The following is an 18,693-nucleotide window of genomic DNA, read 5'->3' on the forward strand; positions in this document are numbered from 1 at the left end:
TATTGAAATGTAAGAAAAATTAAATTTTCACTTCTATTTTTTTTAAATTTACTTAAAATTTTTAACTGGTCAATGTTAATTAATTGTTTTAATTGTTTGAGTTCATGAAGTGGATTGCCCATAAGGAAATAGCGGTACCAGGGCTTAAATATCAGCGTAAAGATGGCTGCAAATGAGGTTATAGCGCTATTGATGAATCATGAGGGATAGAATGTTCAAATCAACACTTGGTTTTGGTGTACTTTCTTTATTAGTTGTTACATTACAGGCTAGTGCCACGGAAAAAGTAAAACAGGTTATTACAATTAACAATGGCTCAGAAGTGACATCACTAGACCCCCACAAAGTGGAAGGGGTTCCAGAAGGCAATGTGATATTAAATTTATTAGAAGGTTTAGTGTATACCGATGTAGACGGTAAAGCAGTTCCTGGGGTTGCTAAAAGTTGGAGTAATGAAAATTTCACTACGTGGACTTTTACTTTGCGGGAAGATGCAAAGTGGAGTGATGGGACACCTGTAACCGCTGAAGATTTTGTGTATAGCTGGCAACGTTTATCTGACCCAAATACTGGCTCCCCATACTCCAGTTATTTACAAAATGCGTATATTTTAAATGCAGATGCGATTTTAGCGGGAAAAATGCCGGCAACAGCGCTGGGTGTGAAAGCACTTGACCCGCAACATTTACAAGTTACGTTGAGCCACCCAGTGCCTTATTTCGTTGATATGCTTTCTCATACGTCTATGAAGCCCGTGAATAAGTCAGCAATTCAACGACATGGTGATAAATGGACCCAACCCAAGAATTTTATTGGAAATGGGGCATACGTATTGGATAACTGGGTAGTAAATGAACGTATTGTTATCAAACGAAATCCATTTTATTGGGATAACCCAAATAGCCGTATTGAGCAAGCGACCTTTTTAGCGATTAGCTCCGAAGTGAGTGATATTAACCGTTACCGTAGTGGTGAAATTGATATTTCTAACTCTGCAATCCCACCTGTTTTATATAAAAAAATGCAGCAAGAGAGGCCGAATGAATTGTATGTTCGGCCTTATTTGTGCACGTTCTATTATGAGATAAATAATCAAAAAGCCCCGTTTAATGACCCAAGAGTGCGTGAAGCAATAAAGTTAGGATTAGATAGAGAAACAATAACCAATAAAATTATCGCTCAAGGGCAAAAAGTCGCTTATGGCTTTACGCCAAGTTTTATTAATAATGGTAATTTTGCCTTACCGGAATGGGCAAATTTATCAGCAGAACAACGTTATCAACGTGCTAAAGATTTGCTTGCTGAGGCCGGATATACTAAAGAAAACCCATTGAAATTTGCTTTACTGTACAACACATCAGATCAAAATAAGCAGCAAGCTATTGTTGCGGCGTCCATGTGGCAGAAAAATATTGGTGCGCAAGTGACGCTGCAAAACCAAGAATGGAAAACATCATTACAAAGCCGCCATGAAGGAAATTATGATGTTGCCAGAGCAACGTGGTGTGCCGATTACAACGAGCCAACCGCATTTTTGAACATGATGCTGTCTCAAAATAGTAATAATACCACTTTTTATAATAATCCAGCGTTTGATGCCTTGCTTGAGCAAGCGCTAACAGCACCGGACTCTTCATCTCGCCATACAATTTACCAGCAAGCGGAAGCCTTGCTAGACAATGATTCGGCTATTGTTCCTGTTTATTATCGCGTCAGTGCTCGAATGATAAAACCGAGTGTTCGTGGATTTAAAGGTAATGACCCTCTTGATTATACGGATATTAAACGGTTATATATAAGTGAACCTAATTAATAATATCTAAATAATTATAAAAAGTGTTCATCTACTGGGTGAACATGTATCAACACACAATCATAATAATTATGTATGGGAGTAACCGATAAGATGAGTAAGTTAATCAATAAATCGATTATTGCGCTTAGCGTAACGGCTGGGCTGGCAATGGGCTCTATAGCAACAAGTTTTGCAGCAACGGTTCCTGCGGGCGTTGAACTGGCTGAGAAGCAAGTGATGGTTCGCAACAACGGTTCTGAGCCGCAATCGTTAGACCCTCATAAAATAGAAGGGGTGCCGGAATCTGCTTTAGCAAGAGACCTTTTCGAAGGGATCACAATAGTGGGGCCTGATGGCGAAATTTTACCTGGCTCGGCAACAAGCTGGGAAAATAAAGATTTTACAGAATGGACATTTAAAATTCGCGATGGCGCGAAATGGTCTAATGGTGACCCTGTCACGGCAGATGATTTTGTGTATAGTTGGCGACGATTGGCTGACCCTGATACTGCATCGCCTTATGCAAGCTATTTACAATATGCCCATATTAGTAATATTGACGATGTTATCGCTGGGAAGAAAAAACCTGAAGAACTTGGTATTAAAGCTCTTGATGACAAAACTTTAGTTATTACACTGAGTGAAGCCGTTCCTTATATTCCTAAATTATTAGCTCACTCATCCATGTCGCCAGTCAATAAAAAAGTCATTGAGCAACATGGTACTAAGTGGACGCAACCACAGAACTTTGTAGGTAATGGAGCATATAAATTAAAGGATTGGACGGTAAACGAACGTATTGTATTAGAGCGTAGCCCAAGCTATTGGGATAATGCGAATACCATTATTGACCAAGTGACTTTTTTACCGATTTCTTCAGAAGTCACTGATGTAAACCGCTACCGCAGTGGCGAAATTGATATGACATACAGTAACTTACCTATTGAGCAGTTCAAAAGTTTACAACAAAACATGCCGAATGAGTTACGTGTGAACCCATATCTATGTATTTATTATTATGAAATTAATAATGAAAAACCGCCATTTAATGACCCTCGTGTTCGTGAAGCATTAAAACTATCTATGGATAGAGATACGATTACGTATAAAGTCAAAGCCCAAGGGGATATTCCTGCGTATGGGTTCACTCCACCATTTACCAGTGGAATGAAAACAGAAAAACCGGATTGGTATGCGAATATGACCCAAGAGCAGCGTAATGAAAAAGCGAAACAGCTGCTAGAAGAGGCGGGATATAACAAAGCCAACCCTCTAAAATTCAATTTATTGTATAATACTTCAGACTTACATAAGCGTATTGCCATCGCCGCTTCTTCTATGTGGAAGAAAAATATTGGCGCAGAAGTGAAACTAGAAAATCAAGAATGGAAAACATTCTTAGATAGCCGACATCAAGGTAACTATGATGTGGCCCGCGCAGGCTGGTGTGCGGATTATAACGAACCTTCATCTTTCCTCAATATGTTACTTTCCTACAGCAGTAATAATACTGTTCATTATAAAAATACAGATTTTGATGCAGTGATGAAAAAAACATTGCAAGTCAAAACGGATGATGAACGTGCTGAACTCTATCAACAAGCCGAAAAATTACTCGATAAAGACTCAGGTATTGTTCCTCTTTACTACTATGTTAATACGCGTTTAGTGAAACCTTATGTGGGGGGGTATAGTGGCAAAGATCCATTAGATAACCTGCATACTAAAGATCTGTACATTATTAAACACTAATATAGTTGTTCTGGCTCCATTTATTGGAGCCAGATGTTCGCCTATTTAGGCAATAGAAGTAGGAAAGAGCGATGTTGAAATTTATTATTCGTCGGTTGTTAGAAGCCATTCCGACTCTTTTGGTTCTGATTACCATTTCATTTTTTATGATGCGATTAGCCCCAGGGAGCCCGTTTACGGGTGAACGGAAATTGCCACCGGAAGTGATGGCAAATATTGAAGCTAAATATCATTTAAATGATCCCATGTATAAGCAGTATTTTAATTATTTAATTCAGCTTTCCAAAGGTGACTTTGGCCCATCATTTAAATACAAGGACTACAGTGTTAATGATTTAGTGGCTAAAGCATTTCCTGTTTCTGCAAAATTAGGGGCAACGGCATTCATTGTTGCTGTTCTATTTGGGGTCTCTGCTGGGGTGATAGCCGCACTCAACCAAAATACCAAATGGGACTTTACAGTCATGGGGTTTGCCATGACGGGGGTTGTTATCCCAAGCTTTGTTGTGGCACCTTTATTGGTGCTGATTTTTGCCATTCATTTGAAATGGTTCCCTGGTGGTGGGTGGGATGGTGGAAACCTAAAACACATGGTACTACCAATGGTTGCACTTTCACTTGCTTATATTGCAAGTATTTCCCGTATTACACGCGGTTCGATGATCGAAATTATGCATTCTAATTTTATTCGTACTGCACGTGCTAAAGGGTTACCACTAAGAACTATCATTTTACGCCATGCGCTTAAACCAGCGTTGCTTCCTGTGCTTTCCTATATGGGTCCCGCTTTTGTGGGGATTATTACTGGCTCGATGGTAATTGAAACTATTTTTGGGTTACCGGGGATCGGTCAGCTCTTTGTTAACGGCGCACTTAATCGTGATTACTCACTGGTATTGAGTTTAACAATTTTAGTTGGGGTACTGACAATTACGTTTAATGCGATTGTCGATGTTTTGTACGCAGTTATTGACCCTAAAATTCGTTATTAAGTCGGAGAAACACGATGCTATCGAACCAAAAAAATAGTGAAGCTCTGGCAAACTTTTCAGAGCAGCTAGATATTGAAGGGCGCAGTTTATGGCAAGATGCAAGGCGCCGTTTTATGCACAACCGTGCGGCAATATTTAGCTTATGCGTATTGTTGTTAATTACTCTATTTGTGATTTTTGCTCCTATGATGTCGCCTTTTTTGTACGACGACACCGATTGGGAAATGATGTCAATGCCACCGGATATGGCAACCGGGCATTATTTTGGTACGGATGCTTCAGGCCGAGACCTATTAGTACGTGTCGCGATAGGTGGGCGAATTTCCTTAATGGTGGGGGTTGCCGCTGCTTTAGTCGCAGTCGTGGTAGGCACTTTATACGGTTCATTAGCGGGTTATGTGGGTGGAAAAGTGGATTCCATCATGATGCGTATATTAGAAATTTTAAATTCCTTCCCATTTATGTTTTTTGTGATCCTCCTTGTCACGTTGTTTGGGACCAATATTTTACTGATATTTGTGGCGATAGGAATGGTGTCTTGGTTGGATATGGCGCGTATTGTTCGCGGACAAACACTCGGATTAAAGCGTAAGGAATTTATTGAGGCAGCGCTTGTTTGTGGTGTTAGTACGCGGCAGATTATTCTACGTCATATTGTACCTAACGTTTTAGGTGTAGTAGTCGTTTACGCGTCATTATTAGTTCCAAGTATGATTTTGTTTGAATCATTCTTAAGCTTTTTAGGTTTAGGCACACAAGAGCCGTTAAGTAGTTGGGGGGCGTTATTAAGTGATGGGGCGAACTCAATGGAAGTGACGCCGTGGTTGCTACTGATACCAGCCGGTTTCTTAGTCATTACGCTATTTTGTTTTAACTTCATCGGTGACGGGCTACGAGATGCGCTCGACCCGAAAGATCGCTAGAGGGAATAATATGTTAAATAACTCAATGAAAAGCCCTCTGTTATCCGTGAAAGATCTCAGTGTGACATTTGCAACTCAAGATGGTGAGGTTACCGCCGTAAACAAATTGAACTTTGAATTAAGTGCGGGGGAAACGCTTGGCATAGTTGGTGAATCAGGCTCAGGAAAATCACAAACTGCTTTCGCACTCATGGGCTTACTCGCCAAAAATGGCAGAATTAATGGCTCTGCCATGTTTAATGGCCGTGAGATTTTGAATTTAAGAGAAAAAGAATTAAACCGTATGCGAGCGGAAGAGATTTCAATGATTTTTCAAGACCCAATGACATCATTGAACCCTTATTTGAAAATTGGTACACAGCTGTCGGAAGTTCTCATGTTACATAAAGGCATGAGTAAAAGAGAAGCTTTCGAAGAATCAGTTCGTATGTTAGATGCCGTTAAAATGCCTGAAGCACGTAAGCGTATGAATATGTATCCACATGAGTTTTCAGGAGGAATGAGACAACGCGTCATGATTGCAATGGCCCTGTTATGCCAACCAAAGCTGTTAATTGCTGACGAACCCACGACAGCACTTGATGTGACTGTACAAGCGCAAATCATGACGTTGCTCAATGAGTTAAAACAAGAGTTTGATACTGCAATTATTTTGATCACCCACGACCTTGGGGTCGTCGCAGGGGTATGTGATAAAGTCCTAGTGATGTATGCAGGACGCACGATGGAGTACGGTACTGCGAAGGATATCTTTTATCATCCATCTCATCCATATTCACTTGGCTTGTTAGCTGCTGTTCCGCGCCTCGATGGTGATGACGAAAGTTTAGCTACCATTCCCGGCAATCCGCCTAATTTATTACGTTTACCCAAAGGCTGCCCATTTTCACCTCGTTGCCAATATGCAGTTCAGCAATGTGTTGACCAAGAACCTGCATTAACCACATTTGGTCAAACGCGGTTACGTGCCTGCTTTAAGCCACTGGAGGAATTGGTATGAGTACCCATGAAAATAGGCCAGTTTTACTCGAAGTGAATGGCCTTAAAGTCCATTTTGAGATTCGAGATAAAAAACAGTGGTTTTGGCAACCAAACAAAAGTCTTAAAGCGGTAGATGGCGTAACACTTCGTTTATATGAAGGTGAAACATTAGGTGTAGTCGGGGAATCAGGATGCGGTAAATCCACTTTTGCTCGAGCACTTATTGGGTTAGTTAAAGCGACGGATGGTACGGTAAGTTGGCTTGGGCAGAATTTATTAGGTAAAACTGATAAAGAGTGGCGCAGTGTGCGCAGTGATATTCAAATGATTTTCCAAGATCCACTGGCTTCGCTTAATCCGCGAATGACCATCGGTGACATTATCGCTGAGCCATTAAAAACCTATCATCCTAAAATGCCACCATCACAAATCACAGAAAAAGTGAAAAAAATGATGATGCGGGTTGGCTTATTACCAAATTTGATTAACCGTTACCCCCATGAGTTTTCGGGAGGGCAATGCCAGCGTATTGGTATCGCAAGAGCATTGATTTTAGAACCTAAACTCGTGATTTGCGATGAGCCAGTTTCTGCATTAGACGTGTCAATTCAAGCACAAGTTGTTAATTTATTGCAAGAATTACAACGTGAAATGAAATTATCGCTAATCTTTATCGCGCACGATTTGGCGGTTGTTAAGCATATTTCTGACCGTGTCTTAGTGATGTACTTGGGGCATGCCGTAGAGCTTGGTACCTATGATGAGGTATACAATAATCCCTTACATCCTTATACACGCGCATTGATGTCAGCAGTGCCCGTTCCTGATCCCGATAAAGAAAAAAATAAGGTAATAGAACTTTTAGAGGGTGAATTGCCATCACCCATTAACCCACCTTCAGGTTGCGTATTTAGAACCCGTTGCCCATTAGCGGATGAAGAGTGTGCAAAAACAAGGCCATTATTAGAAGGGAGTTTCAAACATGCGGTGTCTTGTTTGAAAATTGACCCATTGTGATTGTTTTCTCATGATGGGCGAAAGGGAATGGTGTCTAGGGGGCTTCTACTTTAATTAATCCAAAAGGGACGAAAAAGGGACGAAATGTCCCTTTTAATCAACTATTTCTTCCAAAAAATATGGTGAAACGGTTTAGAAGGGTGGCGGCTAATTAATACGCGAGCAAAAATATCGTCTAATTCGGCGTCAGGGCTTTGAGCTAACCCAATAACCACTTCACTTAATTGGTTTAAATTAAGCTCTTCAGTAATCATCTCTTGCCAATTAAGGGTAACAGGAACAATTTCTGCGGCACCTAACTCTTCAAACTGCAAAGCAAAAATTAATTGGTCAGCGGGCTCTAAATTATCCATTGCCCCTTCAAGAAAAAGGTCATAAGCCATTTCAATGATGTCATCTTCATCGATTAAAGGTGTATTTTGTATTTCAGTCATGACCTTTCCTAATTAACTTAATTTATAACAATGGGCTAAAGAAGTAGCAAATGCGTTCAACGACACGGTTCCAGAACGGACGTTGTTCCCATTCTTCAATTTCTAAACGAGTTGAACGCGCAATATAATCATACTGAACTAGCGTGAGATCGCTACCAAAACTTTTATCATCAATGACCACTGTTATTTCAAAATTGAGCCATAAACTGCGCATATCAAGATTTACTGAACCAACAAGGCTAAGCTCGCCATCAACCAAAACACTCTTCGTGTGTAATAAACCATCTTCAAATTGATAAATCTTAACACCAGCAGCTAATAATTCACTGTAAAATGAGCGGCTTGCCCAGCGAACAAGGAATGAGTCATTCTGCCTTGGCATAATAATACTGACGTCGACACCTCGCATTGCTGCTGTACAAATTGCATGCAAAAGGTCATCACTAGGCACAAAATAAGGGGTGGTCATGATCAGTTGTTTGCGCGCAGAGAACATCGCGGTCATCAGTGACTGTTGAATCAACTCATCAGGGAAGCCCGGTCCTGAGGCGATAATTTGTGTTGTATGCCCATTCGCTTGTTCAAAAGGCATAATATTACTGTCAGGCGGTGGTGGGAGTACGCGTTGGCCGGTTTCCATTTCCCAGTCAAAAGCATACACGATACCTAATGTGGTACTCACAGGGCCTTCCATACGTACTAAAATGTCAACCCATTCACCAACCCCTGAATCTTGTTTAAAATAACGAGGGTCAACCATATTCATACTGCCTGTATATGAAATATAGTTATCGATAACCACTATTTTACGATGTTGACGTAAATCCATTCGACGCAAGAAGAAACGCATCAAATTAACTTTTAATGATTCTACAAACTCAATACCTGCAGCACGCATTTTTTCGGGGTAATCGCTACGGAAAAAATGCCAACTTCCCGCGGAGTCCACCATAATCCGGCACTTAACACCGCGTTTAGCGGCATTAAGTAAGGCTTCGGTAACACCGTCGACTAAACCACCCGGTTGCCAAATATAGAAGACCATTTCAATCGAGTGCTGGGCATTGTTGATGTCGTTGACTATCGCTTTTAATGAGTCTTCACAGGTAGTTAAAAGTTGAATTCTATTACCTTTAACACCAGCAATACCCTGGCGCTTTTCAACTAACTGAAATAATGGTTCAGCGACGGGGCTATTATCAGTGGCGAAGATATGTTTTGAAGTTCGTAAGTTTTCTAACCATGTCGCGACGGAAGGCCACATATCATGAGCTTTATCGACTCGACGTTTACCGAGGTGAAGTTCACCGAAGGCGACATAGGCAATAATCCCGACTAATGGCAGAATATAAATGATCAGGAGCCATGTCATGGCTGAGGTGACCGGCCTTCTTTTGACTAAAATGCGGACTGTAATTGCTGCAATAATTAGCCAATATAGGAAGAACAGAAGCCAACTCATAAGTGTATAGACGGTTGCCATAACGGGTCAGATGCCTCACTGATAAGAAAAAGGTTCAAAAAAAGATAGTTTAGCTAAAAAAACTGTTAGTAAAATATCAACTTAATAGAATTTAGCAAAATTCTGCAGTAAAAGCTTCGTGAAATAGAGTAATTTGTTAGGAAAAATAGTTTTGTTAATTGATTTTATCATCATGAAATTAAAGGCAGTGCACCGAAATGACATAAAAAGTTCCTCTTGGTTCTTTTTTTCAAAGGAATATAATATTTTTTTCTAATAATTTTTAGACGATAAAAGGACACAATTAAATGAGACGTAGTAGGCATGAAGTAGGGCGTTGGCGTATGTTAAGACAATCCCTACGTCGCCGTAGACGCTGGCTAGAAGGGCATTCAAGGCGAAACATGCGCATCTATGCAATGCGTAAAATTGACATTTACCATCGTCGGCATTCCCTGCTTTTTACCCAATGGATTGAGTAAGGTTATTACAGCGTACACTCACATTTTTCACTTTGTATGACAAACCTTATTGAATATGATTGCTATTTGCATTTAAACTATCAGTCATATTCTTTTTTGGTAGACAGGTGTAGGGTAGAAATTGCATATGCGTTGGATGCGTTGGACTTTAATTATCGTCGTTTCATTATCTATTCATGCGGGTCTTGCAATGGCATGGATTTTTAATCAACCTAACTTGGTCAGAGACCCTGAACCATTGACGATTTCTATGATTGCTTTTGCCGCCCCTGAACCTGCTTCTGAGCCCGTTGAGCAGGTTGAAACACCGGTAGAGCCAGAACCAGAGCCCGTTATAGAACCTGAACCCGAACCGGTAGTTGAACCTGTTATTGCATTACCTAAGAAGAAACCTGAGGTAAAGAAAAAGCCTAAGCCAAAACAGGAAGAAAAGAAAAAAATTAAAGAAGATGTTAAGCCAGTTGAAAAGCAATTGGCGATGAATAATCTTAAATCAGACGTTACTGCGCCGAAAACGAATAACAGTCCAATTAAAACTGCAAACAATACAGGGGCAAGTAATAGTCAATCGACTAAGAAGGGCGGCCCGAGGGCTCTGCATAAACAAGCTCCTTCCTATCCTGAACGCGCGCGTCGCTTAGGTAAAGAAGGATATGTGAAAGTTCGTTATGATATTGATGATGGTGGACGAGTGACAAATATTGAATTTGTCGAAGCCTCACCTAAAGGTTTATTCGAGCGGGATGTTAAACGTGCAATGAACCGTTGGACTTTTGAAAAGCAACCTGCAAAAGGCTACGTGACTGAAATTTATTTCAAATTAGATGGCACTGTTAGCCAAGTCTAATGGTTAACATTAGGTTGTATAAAAAAGCACCACAGCAATGATGGTGCTTTTTAGTTTTTACATAATGAGTGGAGCAAAAAACTTATGCTTCGTTAGTTTTTTGATCTGAACTCGCTAACTGAAAATGTTGTTTTTCTTTGGGTAATGAACGTGAGGTACTATCATCATTAACTGCGACATAAGTAAATACCGCATCAGTAGCACGATAACGTTGCCCAACAGGCTCCGTTGCGACTTTTTTTACCCAAACTTCAATATTAATGGTAATTGAGCTTTTTCCTGTTTTTAAGCAACGTGCATAGCAGCAAACAACATCACCAACTGCAACGGGCTTTTGAAACTTAATGCCATTAACTGCCACAGTAACAACTCGTCCGAGCGCTATTTCTTTTGCTAAGATAGCCCCACCAATGTCCATTTGTGACATTAACCAGCCACCAAAAATATCACCATTCGCATTAGTATCTGCGGGCATGGCTAATGTACGTAAAACCAACTCACCGTTCGGCAATTGCATATCTGACTCTTATTAAAAGGGTTATTACTTTTGATTTTGCATTTATAACAAATTACATATGCAATAGTAAACCTGAACCATACAGTTATTGATTGATAATAGCTATTTGATTGAATTGCTGCAAAAATAAGACAAATATGGTACCCATTATTAATAAACAGCGTCTAATTCTTGGTAAAAAGATCAACTTTTGCAAAGAAAAAGCAAGAAGTGTTTTTTATATTTAGTCAGTTGATTGAATTGGCTATAATCAATAATATAAATTTTATTGATTAATTTAGAGGTATGAAATGAGATTGTTACTGGCAATATTATTACCTTGGTTGCAATTTTTTACGATAGGGCGCCCCTTTGCTGGGGTCATTTGCTTAATTCTACAGATCACGTTAATTGGTTGGCTACCCGCTGCCATATGGTCGGTATACGCATTATCACAGTACAATACAGATAAAAAAATTGAAAAAGCATTTGGTGACAAGCGCTATTAATAAGAAAAAAAACCTGCTAATCGATAGACAATTAGCAGGTTTTTAACTCTAATTTTTAATTATTCTTCGTGTTTTTCTGCAGGCTCTTTAACCATATTTTTAAAAATATAGACCACACTCAGTACTGTAAATATTAATGTTCCCGCTGTCAGACCAAAGACTTTGAAATTCACCCAAATATCTTGCGCCATCCAGAAAGCAACATAAATGTTTAGTAATGCGCAGAAAATAAAGAATATTGCCCATGCACTATTGAGTTTGTTCCAATAACTATCTGCTAATTTTATTTCTTGATTACTGCCTAACATGCGCTGAATTAGGGGCTTTTCAGTAAACCATTGGCTAAAGAGTAATGCGCCAGCAAACGCAGCATAGATGATAGTGACTTTCCATTTAATAAATGCATCACTGTGGAAAATAAGGGTTAACGCAGCAAAACTCATCACAATTGCACAGGTGATTTTTGCAACTTTCTCAACTTTTTTATAAATAAGGTAGGTTGCTAATAACGCTAAGGGAGTGGTAACCATTAGTGCGCCACTCGCATAGAAAATATCGTATCTTTTATAGACTATAAAAAAGATTACCAAAGGAATAAAATCAATAAGTTGTTTCATAACAGTGAATACAGCGCCTCAACGTAAAGATAATGGAGTAGTTTAACCGATTTTGGCTTTAATTGTTAAAAGTTTGCACCTTTTTACCAATAAACATGTTTTGTTACCAATCATATTTGCACTATTTTACGATTATTTGACTTACTTCTAGATAAACTTTATTAGTTCGGATATAAGTAATACATAAAATAATTTAACTTGCTAATTTATAGGTACTTTTCTCCCATGATAAAGGCAAAGCTATTTGTCTGGATGCCAGGTTTAAAAACGCTATTTAACTATCAACGTACAGACTTAGGCCCTGATATTAAAGCGGGTTTGTCTGTCGCTGCAGTTGCTTTGCCAGTGGCTATTGCCTATGCCGAATTAATGGGGGTGAATGCCATTGTCGGATTATACTCATGTATTTTACCGATGTTTTTCTATGCGTTATTTGGGACGTCAAAACAATTGATTATTGGGCCTGATGCCGCAACATGTGCTGTAATTGCAGCCGCAGTCGCACCACTCGCAATGGGGGATGAAACCGTTCGTTGGCAACTGATTATTGTCATGAGTTTTATGACTGGGGTTTGGTGCTTGATTGCAGCAAAGTTTCGTTTAGGTACCTTTGCTGATTTTTTATCGAGACCGATATTGCAAGGTTTATTAAATGGGGTTGCTCTTACGATTATAGTCAGCCAAATCAGTAAAATATTTGGTATTACGACTTTACCTTCAGGGTTTATTGAACGCTTAATAGCGTTTCCATTAGTGCTAATGGAAACGCATATTCCGACATTATTAGTGGCTATTGCAACATTGGTAATCACCTTAGTGATTAAGCGAGTAAGGAGTAAGTGGCCGTCCCTATTAATTGCAATGGTTTTGGCTACAGCAGCCAGTATTCTATTTAATCTTGAGCAATATGGCATTAGCACGGTTGGGGATTTAGGTGAAGGACTTCCTTATATACCTATGCCAGATTTTCCACCAGGGTTACTCAGAGATCTTGTCATTCCATCATTAAACTTAGCAGTGATTAGCTTTGTAAGCTTTATGATGACAGCGCGAAGTTTTGCAAGCAAAAATGGCTATACCGTGGATGCAGACCAAGAATTAAGAGCGTTAGGGATGGCAAATATTGCTTCTGCTTTTGGTCAAGGTTTTGCAGTGAGTGCTGCGAGCAGCCGTACAGCAGTTAATGATATGATGGGAGGGAAAACACAGTTGGTTTCCCTCGTTGCCGCGGTGACCATCTTAGCTGTTTTACTTTTTTCTATGAATTTATTGGAATATATCCCTATGCCTGCTTTAGGGATGGTTTTAATTATTTCAACTTATTCCTTGCTCAGTTTCCGCAGTATTTTATCAATGCGTAAACGCAATAGAGAAGCTTTTTTCTTATGTGTTTTTACTTTATGCGCAGTGTTGGTAGTTGGTTTGATTAGTGGGGTAGGTTTAGCCGTTTTATTAGGTTTATTACAGTTTATCCGAATTATATTTAGGCCAACAGATCAACTATTAGGCGTTGATGAGCATGGTATGTTGCACTCGATGACATCAGAGAATGATATTCAAGAAGTTGATGGCGTCCTAATTTATCGTTTCAATTCTCCGCTTACCTATTTTAATGTGAATTACTTTAAAGAACGGTTAAATAAACATTTAGATAATCAACGTAAAAGACCCGCTTGGGTGATTGTTGATGCTGCTGTCAGCTTTACGCATAATGATGTGAGCGTATTTTCCACATTGAATGATATTGTGACATCTTTGAAGGCGAAAGGGGTGACTTTGGTATTAGCTGGGCGTAGAACTTCTCTTAATCGTTGGTTAGAACAAAATAAAATCAACCGTTCAGATGATGATTTATTGGTGGTACCGGATATTTATTTTGCGATCCGTTTAATTCAAAGTAAGCAGCAAATTCAAATGAAATGTGTGGAAGAAAGAAAGACACAAGAGAGTGGGAAGGACCCAGGCTCATTAGAATATGATTGCGAAAATCGAATAGGACCAACGAATATTAACTCAGATAAAGTTTAAAAATAACGTAAATAAAAAGGTATCAAATGATACCTTTTTATCAGCGAGATCAATTTTTTGTGATTAGCATATATAAACGATAAAAGTAAATTAAAGCAAATGCGGCTACAACATTATTGAGTAAAAAGGAGATACCATTAATCGCAATATGATTCATATTAAGGTTACCCAATAGAACACTGATAAGCATTTGAACGGCCATCCAAATTAAAATCATCGGTAAAGCGACACGCCAATTTGCATAAGCCAATTTCCAGCTTTTTCCCATCGCACTAAATGGGTTGGTGTTTTCTGTCATTAAAATTGCTGGCGCTAAGGAAAAACCAATGGCTAGCACGATACCAGGTAGAACCATAATTGTGATGCCTAATTGGATAAGCAGCGAGCAAACGACCAACAGAAGAAACATAGAAGGCGCTTTGTTCAGTGATGATGTTATCGCTTGAAGCCCTGTCATATCTTCGCCACGAGACATCCCTGAGATATAGGATAATGTGCCACAAATAAGGAACAAACTGCCAAGAGTGACTGAGAGAATCAATCCAAAAGAAACGCGCAAAATACTACTTTTATCTTCTTCAGATAGATTTAGAATCCAGTCTTGTAACCCCGAATTACCAGATTCAATCATTTTACTTTGTGCTTGAGCAAGAACACCTATCATCTGTTCACTAGGGATCATCATCGCATAGATGACAAGGCTTACCACGGTGGCTAAGAGCACAATGGTGAGGAGGCCACTCAATTGGTTTTTAAAGAAATTGATACTATCACTGATGAGTGAGTTGGCCGAAATGGACATGACACTGCTCCTATCTACAAACGGGATCAAAATTTTAATCTAATTGTAACTGAGTATCACGCCTAGAGGTAGAGAAAGATAAGAAAATTCGGGAGGTTAAGAAAAATATATTGCTCATGATGATCGAATGTAATTAACCCAAGAAATGAATTTATATAAATTGTATTTTTTATGCATGTTTAAGTTTTGAAATAAATATCTATATTTAGAAATCAAATTTTTATTTTGTTAGTTACTTTATAAAAATTGATTTAAATCAAAAATAAAAAAACAATAAATGAAATAATAAATCCATATTTATTGGTTTACCTATAAATTAGTAAAAGATGTGATCTTGATTTGAACATCAATTTAAATAATACGGTATATTTTCCTAAAATAAAAACATAGGAATGGGATTGATAATGAAAAAACTCACTGCGCTTGTATTAGCTGCTGCAACTTTAGCTCCAGCAGTTTCTATTGCTCATGAAGCTGGCGACTTTATTTTCCGTACAGGTACTGCAACGGTACGTCCAAATGCGGGTTCTGAAAATGTATTAGGTTTAGGTTCATTTGATGTTAATAACAATACTCAATTAGGTTTAACGTTTGGGTATATGATCACTGATAATATCGGAGTGGAATTATTAGCAGCAACTCCGTTTGAACATAAAGTTGGCGTAGGGCCTTTAGGTACAATTGCAACTGTTAAACATTTACCACCAACTTTAATGGCGCAATATTATTTTGGTAGTAAAGAAGATAAATTACGTCCTTATTTAGGTGCTGGTGTTAACTACACCTTCTTCTTTGATGAGAAATTTAACTCAACAGGGAAAACTAACGGTTTATCAGATCTTGATTTATCAAGCTCTTGGGGCTTTGCGGCGCAAGCAGGTATGGACTACATGCTGACTGATAACTGGATGTTAAACGCCTCTGTTTGGTGGATGAATATTGAAACAGATGTGAAATTTAAAGCGGGTAATGACACACACAAAATCGATACTCGTTTAGACCCATTTGTATTTATGTTCGGTGCGGGTTACCGTTTCTAAGAATTTGATAGGATGCAATACAGGTAATACCTGAATTCTGAAGGACTAGAGAGAAGTAGGAAATCCGAGAATATTCGTATTCTCGGATTTTTCAATTACCATTAAGCTTGAACATATATTTAACAAATGGTCATCATAAAGAAACAAATCATGATAATGATATTTATAATATATTAATTAGTGTTATAGAGTGATAATAAAGTAAAGGTACTTATTGATTATCTTTATTTAGGGTAATTAATAAAAAAATAAAAATATTAAGACTAATTACCTTGAAATAAAAAAGCCGAATACAGTGGCGTATTCAGCTTTAAGATATTATTCAAATTTACAATATTAAATTACCAAAACCATTGCACGTTTAACCCAGCATTGACGCTACTGGTTTCATATTCATCCGGCTTATAAAGTGGGGCACCTAAGAATAAGTCATAACTAAATATATTAACATTACCTCTCATGCCTATAGCCATTCCTAATAATTGGTCATCAGAATAGAGACCTAACGGATAAACACCGCCGAATACACGTCCATAGTCAAGAGCATAGTATGGATAGATGGAGAAGCCAGGAATATAAAAGTTAAACTCATTGCGTAAGTAAAAACCTTTGTCACCTATTAGGGAAAATTCTTCGTCAAAACCACGAACCGTCCAACGGTTACCTAACGAAAATTGATCTTGAATGGTTAAGCGGTCTCGTGAGTATTGTATAAACAGTTGTGGATTATAACTCATAATAAAATTGTCAAAGGCGAAGGGGAACATTCCTGAAATATCGGCAGTATAAACACGGCTCATTTTGCTGACATCACCATATTTCATATCCCAGCTTTCTTCGGCACCAAACCAAGGTACATTACGTTGGTAATATATTGAAGCATCGATAGTTGAATTATTGATGTTTTGACGGTGGCTAACACCGAGCTTAAGGCTGGTAAGGTCACGTTGTTGGGAAAGTAGGGCGACATCCTCTAATTTATATTTTGATTTTCTTTTAATTAATTGAATTGATGCAGTGTCTTTGAACGTTTGCCCACGCAAGAAAACATTACTCGCCGTAGCATTATAATATTTACTATCACCATAATACTTATAGCTAAATACGGAGTCATTAATAGTTTGTTTATAGTCGCTTTTGCTTGCATACAATGAAAAAAGCCAGTAGTTGTAGGGTACGGCATAATAAATTGCAGTATTACTGGTGCTGTAGCGGGCTTGGTTTTTTAAATTTTTTCCTGCTGAAACATATATTGTGTCGTTTAAACTCGTTAAATTGTTAGCATACAAAGTCACTCCGACTTGATCTTTACCCGTTTGGCGGCTTCCTGAGTTATTGTAATATCCACCTACGTTAAAGTGAGATGATTTTTCTCTTTGTATGGAAATATCAGATGTGGAAAACTCTTTACCCGGTGCTAGCTCTATATTCACTTTAGCACCAGGTATCCGCTCAAGGTTCTCTAAGCCTTGTTCGATGTCACGAATATTCAGAATATCCCCTTCTTTAGCAGGCATAATCGCACCTAATGTAATATAGGTGTCGCTACCTTCTGCAAGTTTTACATTCGCAACTTTACCTGGAATAATCTGAAGCGTTAAAATACCCTCACTGATGTTTTGTTCTGGAATATTAACTCGTGTTGTGACATAGCCTGATTTAATTATTTTATCTTGTAAGCCCTTTGCTAAAGTTTCAACGCCATTAATACCAATGCATACACCAACAACTTGGTTTGCATAAGCTTCTAGAGGTCGCATAGAAGGGAGTTTAGGCTCAGAGAGTAAGATAACCTGTTTCATTTGAAAACAATCTTTCTCATCATCAAAAACTAAAATATTATTTGAACGCTCTCTAGTTTTACCTAAGGCATCTTTAGCTTCTAATTGAGTCTGTTGTTGGCGAGAACGATCTTGGCTAGCTTGGTTATTAATTTGTTGGTCAATAATTTGTGCGGTATTAGCTGATGCAGCTAAAGGCAAAGAAGTTAAAGTTGATAATAAAAAAATAAATCGAAAATTCATGTGCACCACATTAATTTTAATAAAGATTAAAGTTATTTTTATGATATAAAGACTAATAAATTGCCGATATAATTATTTATTAATTAAATACATCAGAATTTTCTTGTTTAATCTCCATCAGTCCTTTGTTTTGAAATGAGTACATGTATATCCCTATAACAAACCTATTGTTAATTTTCTTATTTTATATAATTTAATTATGCGTTAAATTTATAATAAATAAAAATTAATTAAATTGATTGAGTTAGTGTAAATGCTTTTGGGGATTACTACTGAAAATATAACTAATATAATTTAATCTTTGGTGGTTTGATTAATTCTTAATGAAATCAATGCCTAGTAAATACTCTAAATTAGATTAAATAAGTTTTTTTACTTAGAGTTAAACTATTTTGTCTTGCTTTAAAAATAAGTAAACATTAGAAAGCTTTAAGGTTTGTCAATGATATTAAAATAATGGTGTATACTATTTTAATATCACTCCATATTGGC

Annotated in this window: 17 protein-coding genes; 11 read left to right on the forward strand and 6 right to left on the reverse strand. The window is 38.1% G+C overall.

Features of this window, described 5'->3' with window-relative positions; genetic code table 11:
* Positions 1-199: 199 nt before the first annotated feature.
* From PR834_RS01670 to oppF, 6 genes are all read left to right on the forward strand, one after another.
* Positions 200-1,813 (forward strand): ABC transporter substrate-binding protein, encoded by a 1,614-nt coding sequence (locus tag PR834_RS01670; RefSeq protein WP_442959641.1) that lies wholly within the window; start codon positions 200-202, stop codon positions 1,811-1,813.
* A 93-nt stretch (positions 1,814-1,906) separates the two neighbouring features.
* Positions 1,907-3,547: an oligopeptide ABC transporter substrate-binding protein OppA gene (gene oppA, locus PR834_RS01675; protein WP_272536339.1), complete on the forward strand. Its 1,641-nt coding sequence runs from the start codon at positions 1,907-1,909 to the stop codon at positions 3,545-3,547.
* A 71-nt stretch (positions 3,548-3,618) separates the two neighbouring features.
* Positions 3,619-4,539, forward strand: a complete 921-nt coding sequence (gene oppB, locus PR834_RS01680; RefSeq protein WP_094960523.1) for an oligopeptide ABC transporter permease OppB — start codon at positions 3,619-3,621, stop codon at positions 4,537-4,539.
* Positions 4,540-4,553: 14 nt separating this feature from the next.
* Positions 4,554-5,462: an oligopeptide ABC transporter permease OppC gene (gene oppC / locus PR834_RS01685; RefSeq protein WP_004254117.1), complete on the forward strand. Its 909-nt coding sequence runs from the start codon at positions 4,554-4,556 to the stop codon at positions 5,460-5,462.
* A gap of 10 nt (positions 5,463-5,472) precedes the next feature.
* The gene (locus PR834_RS01690) at positions 5,473-6,462 is read left to right on the forward strand and encodes an ABC transporter ATP-binding protein (RefSeq protein WP_036957694.1); all 990 of its coding nucleotides are present in this window, start codon (positions 5,473-5,475) and stop codon (positions 6,460-6,462) included.
* The gene (gene oppF, locus PR834_RS01695) at positions 6,459-7,460 is read left to right on the forward strand and encodes a murein tripeptide/oligopeptide ABC transporter ATP binding protein OppF (RefSeq protein ID WP_272536340.1); all 1,002 of its coding nucleotides are present in this window, start codon (positions 6,459-6,461) and stop codon (positions 7,458-7,460) included. The genes PR834_RS01690 and oppF overlap by 4 nt, the downstream gene beginning before the upstream one ends.
* Positions 7,461-7,561: 101 nt before the next feature.
* On the opposite strand, the gene PR834_RS01700 is transcribed toward oppF, so the two are convergent.
* Both PR834_RS01700 and cls read right to left on the reverse strand, forming a co-directional pair.
* Complete coding sequence (locus PR834_RS01700) at positions 7,562-7,894, reverse strand: HI1450 family dsDNA-mimic protein (protein ID WP_004254123.1); 333 nt, start codon at positions 7,892-7,894, stop codon at positions 7,562-7,564.
* Between the two features lie 22 nt (positions 7,895-7,916).
* Positions 7,917-9,377 carry a cardiolipin synthase gene (gene cls, locus PR834_RS01705; protein WP_094960524.1) on the reverse strand — a complete coding sequence of 487 codons (1,461 nt, stop codon included), beginning with the start codon at positions 9,375-9,377 and terminating at the stop codon, positions 7,917-7,919.
* 287 nt (positions 9,378-9,664) lie between these two features.
* Here cls and PR834_RS01710 point away from each other — a divergent pair, with 287 nt between their 5' ends.
* Positions 9,665-9,838: a YciY family protein gene (locus PR834_RS01710; protein ID WP_004254127.1), complete on the forward strand. Its 174-nt coding sequence runs from the start codon at positions 9,665-9,667 to the stop codon at positions 9,836-9,838.
* Between the two features lie 127 nt (positions 9,839-9,965).
* A complete protein-coding gene (locus PR834_RS01715) occupies positions 9,966-10,685 on the forward strand; it encodes a TonB family protein (RefSeq protein WP_036957695.1) in 720 nt (239 codons plus the stop codon).
* An 82-nt stretch (positions 10,686-10,767) separates the two neighbouring features.
* Here PR834_RS01715 and yciA read toward each other — a convergent pair whose 3' ends face one another.
* Entirely contained in the window at positions 10,768-11,202 is a 435-nt protein-coding gene (gene yciA, locus PR834_RS01720) for an acyl-CoA thioester hydrolase YciA (RefSeq protein ID WP_004254136.1), read from the reverse strand.
* 290 nt (positions 11,203-11,492) lie between these two features.
* Here yciA and PR834_RS01725 point away from each other — a divergent pair, with 290 nt between their 5' ends.
* Positions 11,493-11,690 (forward strand): YqaE/Pmp3 family membrane protein, encoded by a 198-nt coding sequence (locus tag PR834_RS01725; RefSeq protein WP_004254139.1) that lies wholly within the window; start codon positions 11,493-11,495, stop codon positions 11,688-11,690.
* A gap of 59 nt (positions 11,691-11,749) precedes the next feature.
* Here PR834_RS01725 and PR834_RS01730 read toward each other — a convergent pair whose 3' ends face one another.
* The gene (locus PR834_RS01730; RefSeq protein ID WP_004254142.1) at positions 11,750-12,307 is read right to left on the reverse strand and encodes a septation protein A; all 558 of its coding nucleotides are present in this window, start codon (positions 12,305-12,307) and stop codon (positions 11,750-11,752) included.
* Between the two features lie 225 nt (positions 12,308-12,532).
* On the opposite strand from PR834_RS01730, the gene PR834_RS01735 reads away from it, so the two are divergent.
* Positions 12,533-14,335, forward strand: coding sequence for a SulP family inorganic anion transporter (locus PR834_RS01735; RefSeq protein ID WP_196724934.1), 1,803 nt, complete (start codon positions 12,533-12,535; stop codon positions 14,333-14,335).
* Positions 14,336-14,384: 49 nt separating this feature from the next.
* On the opposite strand, the gene PR834_RS01740 is transcribed toward PR834_RS01735, so the two are convergent.
* Complete coding sequence (locus PR834_RS01740; protein ID WP_096863786.1) at positions 14,385-15,137, reverse strand: YciC family protein; 753 nt, start codon at positions 15,135-15,137, stop codon at positions 14,385-14,387.
* A 404-nt stretch (positions 15,138-15,541) separates the two neighbouring features.
* On the opposite strand from PR834_RS01740, the gene ompW reads away from it, so the two are divergent.
* Positions 15,542-16,177: an outer membrane protein OmpW gene (gene ompW, locus PR834_RS01745; protein WP_004911104.1), complete on the forward strand. Its 636-nt coding sequence runs from the start codon at positions 15,542-15,544 to the stop codon at positions 16,175-16,177.
* Positions 16,178-16,518: 341 nt separating this feature from the next.
* Here the strand turns inward: ompW and PR834_RS01750 are convergent, their stop codons facing one another.
* Entirely contained in the window at positions 16,519-18,201 is a 1,683-nt protein-coding gene (locus PR834_RS01750) for a ShlB/FhaC/HecB family hemolysin secretion/activation protein (protein WP_004254154.1), read from the reverse strand.
* Positions 18,202-18,693 lie beyond the last annotated feature (492 nt).

This window comes from Providencia sp. PROV182 (genome assembly GCF_028480325.1).
Classification (GTDB): domain Bacteria; phylum Pseudomonadota; class Gammaproteobacteria; order Enterobacterales; family Enterobacteriaceae; genus Providencia; species Providencia hangzhouensis.